Origin of the sequence: Extensimonas perlucida (assembly GCF_007655255.1) — a bacterium.
GTDB classification, from domain to species: Bacteria; Pseudomonadota; Gammaproteobacteria; order Burkholderiales; family Burkholderiaceae_C; genus Extensimonas; species Extensimonas perlucida.
This window is the reverse complement of the sequence record NZ_VMYE01000003.1, coordinates 238,955-252,294: the sequence shown is the minus strand read 5'-3', so window position 1 is coordinate 252,294 and position 13,340 is coordinate 238,955. Positions and strand designations below refer to the sequence as shown.

Sequence of the window (13,340 nt, the reverse complement as noted above, 5' to 3'; positions counted from 1 at the left end):
TCGCCGAAGGTGGTGTGCCACAGGAGTTTTTTTTACCCTCGCGGTGCACCCGCCCACCCCGGCGTAGTTCCTGCTCGGTGATGCGAACCTGGCGCTCAGCCCAGCCCTGCATCGCCTCCTGACCAAGACGGCGAAGCTCTTCGCTCAGGCGCTGCTCGGCGTCATCGGCGCGTTTCAAGTCCCCGTGTGCGTCCTGCACCGCACTCAGCAGCGATGCCACTCGCTGGCGGATCTGCGGATGCTCGCGAAGCCCTCGCACAATCTCCTCGTCGCTGATCTCGTCTGGTCTCATCACGCTGCCCTCCTGGCATTGCCGGCTTACGCCAATAGGCACTATTAAGACACATCAGTTTGAATCGCACCCCGCTGCATCCCCCAAGCCTCAAGTGTCGGTAAACTATCAATCAAACGTTTGTTCGATCCGGCGTGCGGCTTCGCTGAGAAAAGTTCAGTGATTTTGGCCGCAAAGTGCCGTCTAGCAAGTGTTAGCAGCTACGAATCAAGGAGTTTTCATGCAGCTGGGTTTGCAAGGCAAGGTGGCCATCGTCACGGGGTCGGGGCGGGGGATTGGGGCGGAGACGGCGCGGGCGCTGGCCGAAGAGGGTGCGCGCGTGGTGATTACCGACATCGACGGCGCGGTGGCGGATGCGACCTGCGCGGCGCTGCAGCGCGATGGGCTGCAGGCGATTGCGGTGGCGGCGGACGTGACGCGCAGCGCCGATGTGGAGCGGCTCGTACAGGCGGCGCAGGATGCCTTTGGCGGCGTGCATATTCTCGTGAACAACGCGGGTTTTGCGCGCGATGCGCGCATCGTCAAGCTCAGCGAGGCCGATTGGGATGCGGTGGTGGACACCATCCTCAAGGGCGCATTTTTGTGCAGCAAGGCGGTGGTGCCGACCATGGCCGAGCAGCAGTGGGGGCGCATCATCAACATTTCCTCGCGCGCGCACCTGGGCAATCCGGGGCAGGCCAATTATTCGGCGGCCAAGGCGGGCATTCTGGGCTTCAGCAGTGCGCTGTCGCTGGAGCTGGGGCGCAACGGCATCACCGTGAACACCGTGGCGCCGGGCTTCATCGAGACCGACGGCGTGCGCAATCTGCCGCACTACGCCAAGATCAAGGAAAACGCCCTGGCGCGCACGCCCGTGGGCCGCGTGGGCCAGCCGCGCGACATCGCGAGCGCGGTGTGCTTTCTGGCAAGCGAGCTCGCGGGCTACGTGAGCGGCGCCGTGCTGCATGTGACGGGCGGGCGCTACGGCTGACGGCGCGCGGCGGCCGAGTGCGGCGGCCTTTCTCTCGTTCTCTTTTTCACCCTTCCCGGAAGATGCACCATGGACTTCGGCTTCACCCCTGAACAAGACACGCTGCGCGACACGGTGCGGCGCTTCATGCGCGAGCGCGTGGCGCCGCGCATCAACGAGTGCGAGAAAAACCGCGAATTCGCCTGGGACTTGCTGCCGCAGCTGCAGCAGTTCGGCTACCTGGGCGGCTTGCTGCCCGAGTCGGCGGGCGGCTTTGGCCTGCGCTACGTGGACTGGGCGATCTTGATGGAAGAGGCGGGCTATACCTGGCTGTCGCTGCGCGTGATGATGAATTCGCTCAACATCATCGCCTCGCTGCTGCACCGCCACGGCACGCCTGCACAGCAGGAGCGCTTTCTGGCGCCGCTGCTCGCGGGCAAGCTGCGCCACTGGATGGCGATCACCGAGCCCAACCACGGCTCCAACGTGGCCGGCATCGAGACGCGCGCCGAAGACCGCGGCGACCATTACCTCGTCAACGGCGAAAAGCTCTGGATCACCAACGGCATTCACGGTGACTTTGGTGTGCTCGTGGCGCGCACTTTCAGCGCCACTTGTGACGGTGAGATCAGCCTGTTCCTCATCGACCGCCAGGAGACGCAGTACCAGGCGCGCCGCGCCGACGTGATGTTCATCCGCGCCACGGGCACCTCGCAGCTGAGCTTTCAAGACGCCGTGGTGCCCAAGGCGAATCTGCTGGGCAAGGAGGGCGAGGGGCTCAAGTCCATTCTCACGGGGCTGAACTTTGGGCGCCTCAACGTGGCCATGGGCGCGGTGGGCGCGGCGCGCGCGGCGCTCGACTTGTCGATCGAGTACGCCAAGCAGCGCAAGCAGTTCGGGCGCGTGATCGGCAGCTTTCAGCTCGTGCAAAAGCTCATCGTGGACATGATGGTGCGCTGCGAGGCGGCGCGCGCGCTCGGCTACCGCGCGGCCTGGACGCTGGACCAGGGCGGCACGGCGCGCACCGAATGCTCGATCGCCAAGCTCTACGCGGCCGAGGCCGCGCACGAGGTGGCGAGCATGGCGCTGCAGGTGCACGGCGGCTCGGGCTACAGCGAAGATTTGCCGATCGAGCGCATCTTCCGCGACACGCGCGGCGGCATGATCCCCGAGGGCACGACCGAAATTCAGACCTTGATCATCGGCCGCGAGGTGCTGGGGATTTCGACCTTCCGCTAATGCCAATCCATCCGAGGTGACGCCATGGCCATGAGCCTGCTCAAAGCCTTGCGCCTGAACGCGCGCCGCGTGCCGCAGCGCACGGCCTTGCGCTTTCGCGACACGCGGCTGAGTTACGCCGAGCTGCTGCAGGCCACCGAACGCGCCATGTGCGCGCTGGCCGCGCTGGGCATTGCGCCCGGCGAAAAGGTGCCGCTGCTGTCGTTCAACCACCCGGACATGCTCGTGGCCTACTTTGCGCTCACGGGGCTGGGCGCGGTGCCGGCGCCGCTCAACTACCGTTTGAGCGACGACGACCTGCGCTGGGGCATGGACGCCGCGCACGCGCGCTGGGCCTTGCTGGGCTCGGGCTTTGCCGAGCGCGCGCAGGCGCTCGCTGATCCGGCGCGGCGCTGGATCTGGTTTGGCGACGCGGCTGCGCAGGCGCCGCAAATTCCGCACCGGGAGCTGCGCTGGGACGCGCTGCTCGCGCAGGCCCAGGGCGCGCCGCCCGAGGGGCGTGACGGTAGCACCATCATGCTGCACACCTCGGGCACCACGGGCCGGCCCAAGGGCGCGCTGCGCTCGCGCTTCGGCTTCGAGGAGCGCGCGATCGAGCAGGGCTTTGGCATGGACGACCACACCTTGTGCGTGCTGCCGTTGTGCCTGTCGGCGGGCTGCGTGTATGCGCTGCTGCCGCTGTACCTGGGCGCGAGCGTGTCGCTGCACGAGCATTTCGACGCGGGCACGGTGCTCGACGCGATCGAGCGCGAGCGCATCCATTCGGCCATGCTGCTGCCCGCGATGCTGCAGCGCATGGTCGAGCACCCGCGCTTTGCCACGGCCGACTTGCGCAGCCTGCGCGTGATCCAGTCGGGTGCGGGCGCGATTCCCGCCGCGCTCAAGCGCACGCTGCTCGACCGGCTCGGCGACGGCGTGCTCAACATCTACGCGGCCTCGACCGAAGTCGGGCCCTACGCCAACCTCAAGGGGCCCGAGGTGCGCGCGCACCTCGAAGGTAATTGCGTGGGGCGGCCGTTTTTCGGCGTGGAGCTCAAGCTGCTGGACGACGACGGCCACGAGGTGCCCACGGGCGAGGTCGGCGAAATCTGCTGCCGCAGCGATTCGCAGTACGACGGCTACTTCGAGGACGAAGCGCTCACCGCGAGCACGCGGCGCGGCGAGTTCCTCACCGTCGGCGACCTCGGGCGCTTCGACGCCGACGGGCTGCTGTATTTCGTGGGCCGCAAGCGCGACATCATCAAAAGCGGCGGCATCAACGTGCACGCCTCCGAAATCGAAGAAGTGCTGCAGCAGCACCCCGCGGTGGCCGAGGCGCACTGTATCGGCCTGCCCGACGAGCGCTGGACGGAGCTGATCTGCGCCGTGATCGTGCTGCGCCCGGGCGCGCAGGCCAGCGCCGACGAGATCGCCGCGTTTGCCGCCGAGCGCCTCGCGCCCTACAAAAAGCCGCGCCGCGTGGTCTTCGTCGACGAGGTGCCGCGCAACCTCACGGGGCGCGTGCTCAAGGCGCAGCTGGTCGAGCAGGTGCTGGCCGGGGCGCACCGCTGAAATGCTATTGAATACGGAGCTATTGGCGCTTGATACACCTGCGTAAAAGGCATTTTTCATCTAAATTCTGTAAGGAGCCCGCATGAGCACCCCCAGCCTGCAAGCCCGCCCGTTCTTTTTTGAAGACCTGAACGTGGGCGATTGCTTCGACAGCCCCACGCGCACCATCACCGAGGCCGACGTGGTCAACTTTGCCTGCCTGTCGGCGGACTTCAACCGCCTGCATGTCGATGCCGAATACGCCAAGGGCACGGCCTACGGCCAGCGCATTGCGCACGGGCTGCTGGTGCTCGCGGTGATGTCGGGCCTGGTCACGCGCATGCTGCTGAACCAGCACCTCGAGCCCAACCTCCTGGGGCTGCTGGACATCCAGTGCCGTTTCCCGAAGCCGACCTTCATCGGCGACACCGTGCAGGTGCGCGTCAGCGTGGCCGAGAAAACCCCCACCTCCAAACCCGACCGCGGCGTGGTCGCGTTCCGCCGCGAGGTGCTCAACCAGCGCGGCGAGGTCGTGGTCGAGGGCGTGTGGAAGCTGCTCGTGCGGCGTCGGCCCGTCGAAGTGTGAACCCGGATCGAAGCGCCCGTTTTTTCCACGACTTACGCAAATCCGGGTCAGGCCAGGCGTACGCCCCATGGCAAAACACCTCGCTGCATCCTTGTTTGCGTAAGTCCAGTTTTCATTTCGGAGCCCGCCCCATGAGCATCAAGACCGACATAGGCTTTACCACGCAAGACCAGATCTTCGTGCGCGGCCGCAACCTGAGCGAAGACATCATCGGCAAGATGGACTTCATCGACATGATCTATTTCACCGCCACGGGCCAGGAGCCGAGCGCCCCCATGCGCGCGATGATGAACGCGATCATCGTCACCGCGACCGACCACGGCCTCACGCCCAGCGCCATTGCCGCACGCATGACCATCCTGGGTGCACCCGAGTCGCTGCAGGGCGCCGTGGCCGCGGGGCTGCTCGGCGCGGGCAACCACTTTCTCGGCACCATGCAAAACGCCGCGCAGTTCGCGCAAGACCACATCGGCAGTCTGACGCTCGACGCGTCTGAGGCCGAAGTGGCCGCGCAGGCGCGCGAGGTCGTCAAAAGCTACCGCGCAGCCAAGCGCATCCTGCCCGGCATGGGCCACCCCATCCACATCCACGGCGACCCGCGCACGCCGCGCCTGCGCCAGATTGCGCGCGACAACGGCTTCGACGGCAAGCACTGGCGCTTCATGTGCGCGGTGGAGCAGGCCGCCAAGGAGGAATACGGCCGCCTGCTGCCCATGAACGCCGCGGGCGCCGTGGGTGCGAGCGTCTCGGACATGGGGCTTGCGCCAATCTGGGCGCGCGCCTTTGCGCTGATCGGGCGCTCGGCCGGGCTGCTCGCGCACCTCATGGACGAGGCCGCGAAGCCGCTTGGGCAAAAAATCTGGGACTTGATCCTCGGGCAGGACGACTCGGCCCAGCTCGCCGGGCTCGCGCCGCGCAAGTGAGGATGGCGCGGCGCCGTGCAGCGCACGATTTTCGTTGCCCGCATTCCACCGCCGCGCCTCGCTGCCGCAAGCCACTCCGCATCACCGTTCCTTTTCCCCCATCACTTTGCGAACCTCATGAACTCTGCCGCATCCGCATCTGCCACCGCCTCCGCCCCGCTCGCGGGCCTGACCGTGCTCGATTTGACCGAGCTGCTGCCCGGCCCTTACGCCACGCAGCAAATGGTCGAAATGGGCGCGACCGTGATCAAGGTCGAGCGCCCTGGCGGCGACAACGCGCGCGGCATGTTCCCGGGGCTGTTCAGCGCCGTGAACCGCGGCAAGAAAAGCATCGTGCTCGACCTCAAGACCGACGCCGACCGCGCCACGCTCCAGCAGCTCGCGCAGCAGGCCGACGTGCTCATCGAAGGCTACCGGCCCGACGTCACGGCGCGCCTGGGCATCGATTACGCGAGCCTCAGCGCGCTCAACCCGCGCCTCATTTATTGCTCGATCAGCGGTTACGGCCAGACTGGCCCGGCGCGCCTGTGGCCGGGGCACGACCTCAACTACGCGGGCATGGCCGGCGTGGTGGCGCTCTCGGGCCACGGCAGCGAGCCCGACTACAGCATAGGCATTCCCGTGGGTGACCTCGCCGCGGCCATGTACGCGCTCGTGAGCATCCTCGGCGCGCTGCACAGCCGCGCCAGCACGCAAAAAGGCCAGTACCTCGACGTGGCCATCACCGACGCGCTCGCGAGCTGGGTCGTGCCACGCCTGGGCGTGTGGAACGAGGCGCGGCAAAAAGGCGAGGTGTTCGACAAGTCCAAGCTCATGAACCACCCCGGCTACGGCATCTTCCGCACCCAGGACCGGCGCCACATCACCATCGGCGCGATCGAGACGCCGTTCTGGCGCCGCCTCGTGCAGGCGCTGCAGCTGCAAGAGTTTGCCGACCCGGCCTACGAGGACTTCGCCACGCGCAGCAAAGCCTACGACGCCATCACCGCGGCGCTCGCGCAGCGCATCGCCACGCAAAGCTACGCGCATTGGGCCGCGCTGCTTGAAAGCGTGGACGTGCCCTACGGCCCGCTCAACACGCTCGACGACCTCGCCGACGATCCGCAGCTCAAGGCGCGCGGGCTGGTGCAGCAGATAGGCAAGGAGCAGATGATCGCCTTCCCCGTGCCCATGCAGGGCATCGCAGGCGTGGCGCAGGGCGTGCCCGCGCTCGGCGCGCACCAGGCCGAAGTGCTGCAGGGTTTGACGGCGCGCTGAGGTCGCACCGCCCACCACACCCCGCAGCGCCCCACCACAACACAAAGCACAAGGAGACAGCCCATGCAGTTTGCGCTCGAAGACTGGCAGCAGATCGCGCTGCAGCAGTTTCGGCGCTACCTCGAGGCCGAGGTCGCGCCGCTGGTCGAGGAGTACGAGGACGCCTACCGCATGCCGCCGCCGCAGGTCATCCAGCGCATGCACGACTTCGGTCTGCTCGGCGGCTTGCTGCCGCCCGAGCAGGGCGGGCAGGGGCTCGACTACGTGACCTACTGCACGCTGCTGTGCGAGCTTTCGCGTGTGTGGCCCTCGCTGCGCAGCATCATCAGCACCTCCAACCTCGCGCTGCTCATCGTCGCGCAGCACGGCACGCCGGCGCAGCGTGAGCGCTACCTGGCCGACCTGGTTTCGGGCCGCAAGACGGGTTTTTTTGCGCTCACCGAGCCCAACGTAGGCTCCGACGCGAGCCAGGTGCAGACGCACGCCGAGCGCGACGGCGCGCACTGGCGGCTCAATGGGCGCAAGCTCTACATCTCCAACGGCACGGGGGCCGACCTGGGCGTGGTGTTCGCGCGCACGGGCGCGGACGCCGTCTCGGCCTTCCTCGTCGAGCGCGACCTGCCCGGCTTTTCGGCGCGCGAAGTGCGCAGCATGGGCATGAACTCCTGCCCGCTGGGCGAGCTGCTGTTCGACGACATGCTGCTGCCGACCGAGGCGCTGATCGGCCAGCCCGGCCAGGCCTTTGCCATCGCCAAGCACTACCTGAACATCGGGCGCTGCTTCGTGTCCTTCGTCTGCACGGGCCTGTCGCAGGCGGCCTACGACGCCGCGCTGCGCTATGCGGGCGAGCGCGAGCAGTTCGGGCGCAAGATCGGCGGCTTCCAGCTCGTGCAGCAGATGATCGCCGACATGATGACCGACCTCGAAACCTCGCGCCTGCTGTCGTACCGTGCCGCCGACGCGCTCGATCGCCGGCTGCCCGATCGCGCCCGCCTGTGCTCGCTCGCCAAGCGCCACAACAGCCAGGCCACGCTGCGCGTGTGCGAGCTCGCGCTGCAGGTCCACGGCGGCGCCGGCTACACGCGCGACTTCCCCGTGGAGCGCCTGTACCGCGACGCGCGGCACCTCACCATCGCCGAAGGCACGAACCAGATCCAGTCGCTGCTGCTGGCGCAGTCGGTGCTGGGCATCTCGGCGCTGCGCGCCTGATGGCGGGCGCTTTTTCGCTTCTTTCCTTTCCCCTCCAGTCTTTTTCCCACACTACGCCAAGGAGCTTTCATGGCCAGCCAGAACTTCGAAACCATCCGCCTGGACATAGACGCGCTCGGCGTCGCGCGCCTCACGCTCGCGCGTCCCGACATGCACAACGCGCTCAACCCCACCATGTTCCAGGAGATCAACCAGGCGCTCGACGCCATAGAGGCCGACCCGGCGGCGCGCGTCGTGGTGCTCAGCGGCGAGGGTGAGAGCTTTTGCGCGGGCGGTGACTTCCGCTGGCAGCAAAGCCAGCGCGAGCAAAATCGCGCGAGCCGCATCCGCAGCGGCATGCCGCTGGCCAATGTGCTTGCGCGGCTCGACACCTTCGGGCGCCCCATCATCGGCCGCATCAACGGCTCGGCCTACGGTGGCGGCGTCGGGCTGATCTCGATCTGCGATGTGGTCGTGGCCGTGGACAGCGCCAAGATTTCGCTCAGCGAAGTGCGCCTGGGCCTGGTGCCCGCGACCATCTCGCCCTACGTCGCGGCCAAGCTCGGCCCGAGCTACGCGCGCCGCGTGTTCCTGAACGGCAAGATCATGAGCGCCGCCGAGGCGCAGCGCTACGGCCTGGTGCACGAAGTCGTCCCCGCCGCCGAGCTCGACCAGGCCGTGAACGCCGAGATCGACCTCGCACTCGCCTGCGCCCCGGGCGCGGTGCAGATGACGAAAAAACTGGTGCAATACGTGCTCGCGCACGACATGGCCGACAACCTCATCTACACCGTCGATCGCCTCGCCGACTTCTGGGAAACCGACGAAGCCCGCGAGGGCCTCACGAGCTTCTACGAAAAACGCGCCCCGGCCTGGCGCCGCAAGCACAGCGACAAGGCGTGAGCGGCGCGCGCATCGGAATATGAAAAAGATGCAATCGAAAAAGGAGCTGCTTGCGCTTGTCCATCAAGCGCTGGATGGCTATTTCATTGGCATAAATTAACAATCAAAAACGTAGCATCCATCCCCATGTGCAGGAGACAAACCATGGCTAAACCCTCCCATCCTCTGGCGCTGCTGGGTGCCGCACTGCTCGCCACCCTGGCCACAGGCGCGGCCCAGGCGCAGAACGCCGACAAAGTCACCATCGGCTTCGTCACCGACATGTCGAGCGTGTATTCCGACGGTGACGGCAAAGGCGGGCTCGCGGCGATCCAGATGGCCATCGATGAAGTCGGCGGCAAGGTGCTGGGCAAGCCCATCCAGCTGCTGAGCGCCGACCACCAGAACAAGGCCGACATCGCCGCCTCGCGGGCGCGCGAATGGTTCGACACGCAGAACATGCAAATGCTCGTGGGCGGCACCAATTCGAGCGCTGGGCTGGCCATGGGCAAGATCGCCGATGAGAAAAAGCGCGTTTTCATGATCACCGGGGCGGGTACCTCGGCGTTCACCAACGAACTGTGCAGCCCCTACTTCATCCACTACACCTACGACACCGTGGCGCACGCCAAGGCCTCGGGCAAGGCGATCACCGAAGCCGGTGGCAAGGACTGGTTCTTTCTGACGGCCGACTATGCCTTTGGCCATGCGCTGGAGGCCGATACCTCCAAGGTGGTCAAGGCGCAGGGCGGCAGGGTGCTGGGCAGCGTGCGCCATCCGCTCAACGCCTCGGACTTTTCTTCCTTTTTGCTGCAGGCGCAAAACTCCAAGGCCAAGGTGCTCGCGCTGGCCAATGCGGGCGGCGACACCATCAATGCCATCAAGGCCGCGCGCGAGTTCGGCATAGACAAGAGCATGCAGATCACGGCGCTGCTGATTTTCAGCAGCGACATCCAGACTTTGGGCCTGAAGCAAACGCAAGGGCTGATTTATGCCGACAACTGGCACTGGGAGCGCTCGCCAGAAAGCAAGAAGTTCGCGGAGGACTTCTACGCCAAGACCGGCAAGATGCCCACCTCGATCCAGGCTTCGGACTATTCGGCCGTCAAAAACTACCTGCGCATCGTGCAAAAACTCGGCACCACCGACGCCGACAAGGTCATGGCCGAATTCAAGAGCATCGAGCTCAACGACATGTATGGCAGGGGCCGCGTGCGTCCCGATGGCCGCTACGCGCACGACATGTACCTGCTGCAGGTCAAGTCGCCCGCCGAGTCCAAAGGCAAGTTTGATTACTTCAAGGTGCTCAAGACCTTGCCGGGCGAGGAAGTTTTCACCACCAAGGAAGAAAGCCGCTGCAAGCTCTGGAAATAATGGCAGGAGCCTTTGCGGCCATTTTTTATTGATTTTCAGGAGACCCACCATGCGCTATACCCACGAACACCGCGAAATCCAGCAGACCCTCAAGCGCTTCATCGACGACGAGATCAACCCGCACGTCGATGAATGGGAGGACGCCGAAATCTTCCCCGCGCACGAGGTGTTCAAAAAGCTCGGCAACCTGGGCCTGCTCGGGCTCACCAAACCACAGGAATACGGCGGCGCGGGGCTCGATTACAGCTACAGCGTGGCCATGGCCGAGGCGCTCGGGCACATCGAGTGCGGCGCGATTCCCATGGCCATCGGCGTGCAGACGGATATGTGCACGCCGGCGCTCGCGCGCTTTGGCAGCGACGAGCTGCGCCGGCAGTTCCTCGCACCCGCGATCGCGGGCGACATGGTGGGCTGCATCGGCGTGTCCGAGCCCAGCGCGGGCAGCGACGTGGCGGGCATCAAGAGCCGCGCGCGCAAGGACGGCGACGACTACGTCATCAGCGGCCAGAAGATGTGGATCACCAACAGCCTGCAGGCCGACTGGATGTGCATGCTGGTCAACACCGGCGACGGCCCCATCCACAAGAACAAAACGCTGATCATGGTGCCCATGCGCGAGAACGGCAAGCTGCGCCCCGGCATCGAGGTCGCGCGCAAGATCAAAAAAATCGGCATGAACGCGAGCGACACGGGCCTGATCTACTTCGACGAGGTGCGCGTGCCGCAGCGCTACCGCATCGGCGAGGAGGGCAAGGGCTTCATCTATCAGATGCAGCAGTTCCAGGAAGAGCGCCTGTGGGCCGCGGCGAGCTGCCTGCAGTCGCTCACCAACTGCATCCAGTGGACCATCGAGTGGGCGCAGGAACGCAAAATGTTCGGTGGCGCCCTGGCCGACAAGCAGTGGGTGCAGTTCAAGCTCGCCGAGCTCAAGGCCGAGATCGAGGCGCTGCGCGCGCTGGTGTACCAGGCTTGCGAGCACTACATCGCCGGCGAGGACGTGACTGAATGGGCCACCATGGCCAAGCTCAAGGCCGGGCGCCTGAGCCGCATCGTGCCCGACACCTGCCTGCAGTTCTGGGGTGGCATGGGCTTCACCTGGGAAAACAAGGTTTCGCGCAAGTACCGCGACGGGCGCCTCGCCTCGATCGGCGGCGGCGCCGACGAAGTCATGCTCGGCATCCTGGCCAAGATCATGCACATAGGCACGCAGGGTTGAGCACTTTTCGCTTTCCTTTCTTCAAAGACTCTATGACCGGCGCTTACATCCAAGAAAAACTCCGCCCCAACTACTGCTTCGGCTGCGGGCCGGACAACCCCTACGGGTTGCAAATCCACAGTTTGTGGGAGGGCGACGAAGTCGTCTGCCGCTGGACGCCCAAGGACTACATGACCGGCCCGCCCAACTTCCTCTATGGTGGCATTTCGGCGAGCCTGATCGACTGCCACTCGCTCAACGCCGCCGTCGCCTATGCCAACCGCCAGGCCGGGCATGACGACGTGTTCGACCCCGATCTTTTCATGGTCACGGGCACGATGACGATCAAATACCACAAGCCCGTGCCCATGCGCGAGGTGGAACTGCGCGCGCGCATCGCCAAGGTCGAAGGGCGCAAGTACCTGGTGCACACCGACCTCCTGAGCGACGGCGAGCGCTGCGTGAGCGGCGAGGTGCTGGCGATACGCATTGCGCGCATGGGGTAAAAAACGGCCGTTGGCGCAGTAGCAGGGAGTTTTACCCAGGTCAAAGCAAATGTGCCTGCAAGGAGCGGATGCGGATCAGGAGTTTCGCGCCGCAGTTACCGCTGGTTAACGCAGTTACCGCTGGTTAAACTCGCAGCCATCGTGAAAAAGACATTTTTACGTTTGGGGGTTTTGCTGGGCATGGGCCTGCTCGTGGCCTGCATGGGGTGGGCGCAGACGTCTGCGGCGGTGCCTGGGGCCGCCAAAGCGCCGCTCGTGATCGCGCACGTTGCGCCCACGAGCGGGCGCTTTGCGCTGCATGCCGAGGCGGACCGGCGCGGCGCCGAGATGGCGGTGGAGGAGTTCAACGCGCGCGGCGGCGTGCTCGGGCGCGAGGTGGTGCTGGTCGCGCGCGATCCCACGCTCGACAAGGCGCGCGCGGCGCAGGTGGCGCAGCAGCTCATCACCGAAAGCAAGGTGGGCTTTCTGCTCGGCGCCATCGATTCGGGCGTGGCCGCGAGCATGTCCGCGGTCTGCCAGCAGTACGGCGTGCTGTTCATCAACACCAATTCGTCGGCGCCGTCCGAAGCGGTCGAAAACGCGCACCGCAGCAAGTTCAGCTTCGATGCCAACGGCGCCAATTTCAACCGCGCCCTGCTGCAGTACGCGCTGGCGCAGCGCCCGGGCAAGCGCGTCGTGCTGCTGACCGAAGATAACGACTGGGGCCGCAGCAACGCCGCCGCCTCGCGCGCCATCGTGGCCGAGTATGGCGGCAGTGTGGTGGGTGAAGTCATGGTGCCGGTGGCGCTGCCCGACCCGGCGGGCGCGCTGCGGCAGGTCGCGGCCATGGCTGCTGAGGTGGTGGCGGTGAACGTGAGCGGCAGCAACCAGATCCGCCTGTTCGCGCACATCGACCCCGCAGTGTTCGAGGCGCAGTCCTGGGTCGTCGGCGAGGTCGATTGGGAGGAACTCTACCCCGCGCCCGGCACGCCGCGCCCGCTCTACGGCACCACCTGGGCCTGGAACCTCGACACGCCGGGCACGGCGCAATTCGTGGCGCGCTACCGCGAACGCTATCGCCACACCCAGCGGCTGCCCTATCCCGGCGACGTGACCCACGCCGCCTACCTGGCCACCAAGGCGCTGCTTACGGCCATCGAACGCACCGGCAGCACTGACAACCATGCACTGATCCGTGCGCTTGAGGGCATGCGCTGGAGCGCGCGCGAGCGCATGCAGCACGACGACGCCTACATGGACCCGCAGAGCCACCACCTGCAGCAGACCATCTACATCGCCACCTGGAAGCCGCGCCCCGACCGGCCCGAGTTGAGCCAGGTGATCCTCGGCCACCTGCCGCCCGCGCAGGTGCGTTACGCGCCCGAAGGCGGGGCGCGGCTCGAACCCCTGGCCGCCATGCCGCACTATGCGCCTTGAGCC

Annotated in this window: 12 protein-coding genes and 1 pseudogene; 12 read left to right on the top strand and 1 reads right to left on the bottom strand. The window is 66.1% G+C overall.

Annotation, left to right across the window (positions count from 1 at the left end):
* Positions 1 to 292: pseudogene (locus FK527_RS05130) on the bottom strand (hypothetical protein); the annotation flags it as partial.
* 220 nt (positions 293 to 512) lie between these two features.
* Here FK527_RS05130 and fabG point away from each other — a divergent pair.
* The 12 genes from fabG (at position 513) to FK527_RS05070 (ending at position 13,337) form a co-directional block, all read left to right on the top strand.
* Positions 513 to 1,262, top strand: a complete 750-nt coding sequence (gene fabG / locus FK527_RS05125) for a 3-oxoacyl-ACP reductase FabG (protein ID WP_144730690.1) — start codon at positions 513 to 515, stop codon at positions 1,260 to 1,262.
* A 69-nt stretch (positions 1,263 to 1,331) separates the two neighbouring features.
* Positions 1,332 to 2,480, top strand: a complete 1,149-nt coding sequence (locus FK527_RS05120) for an acyl-CoA dehydrogenase family protein (RefSeq protein WP_144730687.1) — start codon at positions 1,332 to 1,334, stop codon at positions 2,478 to 2,480.
* A 30-nt stretch (positions 2,481 to 2,510) separates the two neighbouring features.
* Complete coding sequence (locus FK527_RS05115; RefSeq protein ID WP_186298387.1) at positions 2,511 to 4,031, top strand: class I adenylate-forming enzyme family protein; 1,521 nt, start codon at positions 2,511 to 2,513, stop codon at positions 4,029 to 4,031.
* A gap of 82 nt (positions 4,032 to 4,113) precedes the next feature.
* Positions 4,114 to 4,596: a MaoC/PaaZ C-terminal domain-containing protein gene (locus FK527_RS05110; protein ID WP_144730681.1), complete on the top strand. Its 483-nt coding sequence runs from the start codon at positions 4,114 to 4,116 to the stop codon at positions 4,594 to 4,596.
* Between the two features lie 131 nt (positions 4,597 to 4,727).
* Positions 4,728 to 5,519 carry a citryl-CoA lyase gene (locus tag FK527_RS05105; RefSeq protein ID WP_144730678.1) on the top strand — a complete coding sequence of 264 codons (792 nt, stop codon included), beginning with the start codon at positions 4,728 to 4,730 and terminating at the stop codon, positions 5,517 to 5,519.
* A gap of 117 nt (positions 5,520 to 5,636) precedes the next feature.
* Positions 5,637 to 6,776: a CaiB/BaiF CoA transferase family protein gene (locus FK527_RS05100; RefSeq protein ID WP_144730676.1), complete on the top strand. Its 1,140-nt coding sequence runs from the start codon at positions 5,637 to 5,639 to the stop codon at positions 6,774 to 6,776.
* 63 nt (positions 6,777 to 6,839) lie between these two features.
* Positions 6,840 to 7,985 carry an acyl-CoA dehydrogenase family protein gene (locus FK527_RS05095; protein WP_144730673.1) on the top strand — a complete coding sequence of 382 codons (1,146 nt, stop codon included), beginning with the start codon at positions 6,840 to 6,842 and terminating at the stop codon, positions 7,983 to 7,985.
* Positions 7,986 to 8,054: 69 nt separating this feature from the next.
* Complete coding sequence (locus FK527_RS05090; protein ID WP_144730670.1) at positions 8,055 to 8,867, top strand: enoyl-CoA hydratase-related protein; 813 nt, start codon at positions 8,055 to 8,057, stop codon at positions 8,865 to 8,867.
* A 144-nt stretch (positions 8,868 to 9,011) separates the two neighbouring features.
* The gene (locus FK527_RS05085; protein ID WP_144730667.1) at positions 9,012 to 10,220 is read left to right on the top strand and encodes an ABC transporter substrate-binding protein; all 1,209 of its coding nucleotides are present in this window, start codon (positions 9,012 to 9,014) and stop codon (positions 10,218 to 10,220) included.
* 49 nt (positions 10,221 to 10,269) lie between these two features.
* The gene (locus FK527_RS05080) at positions 10,270 to 11,436 is read left to right on the top strand and encodes an acyl-CoA dehydrogenase family protein (protein ID WP_144730664.1); all 1,167 of its coding nucleotides are present in this window, start codon (positions 10,270 to 10,272) and stop codon (positions 11,434 to 11,436) included.
* Positions 11,437 to 11,468: 32 nt separating this feature from the next.
* Positions 11,469 to 11,921, top strand: a complete 453-nt coding sequence (locus FK527_RS05075) for a PaaI family thioesterase (protein ID WP_144730661.1) — start codon at positions 11,469 to 11,471, stop codon at positions 11,919 to 11,921.
* A gap of 141 nt (positions 11,922 to 12,062) precedes the next feature.
* The gene (locus FK527_RS05070; RefSeq protein ID WP_144730657.1) at positions 12,063 to 13,337 is read left to right on the top strand and encodes an ABC transporter substrate-binding protein; all 1,275 of its coding nucleotides are present in this window, start codon (positions 12,063 to 12,065) and stop codon (positions 13,335 to 13,337) included.
* The last annotated feature ends 3 nt before the right edge of the window (positions 13,338 to 13,340 follow it).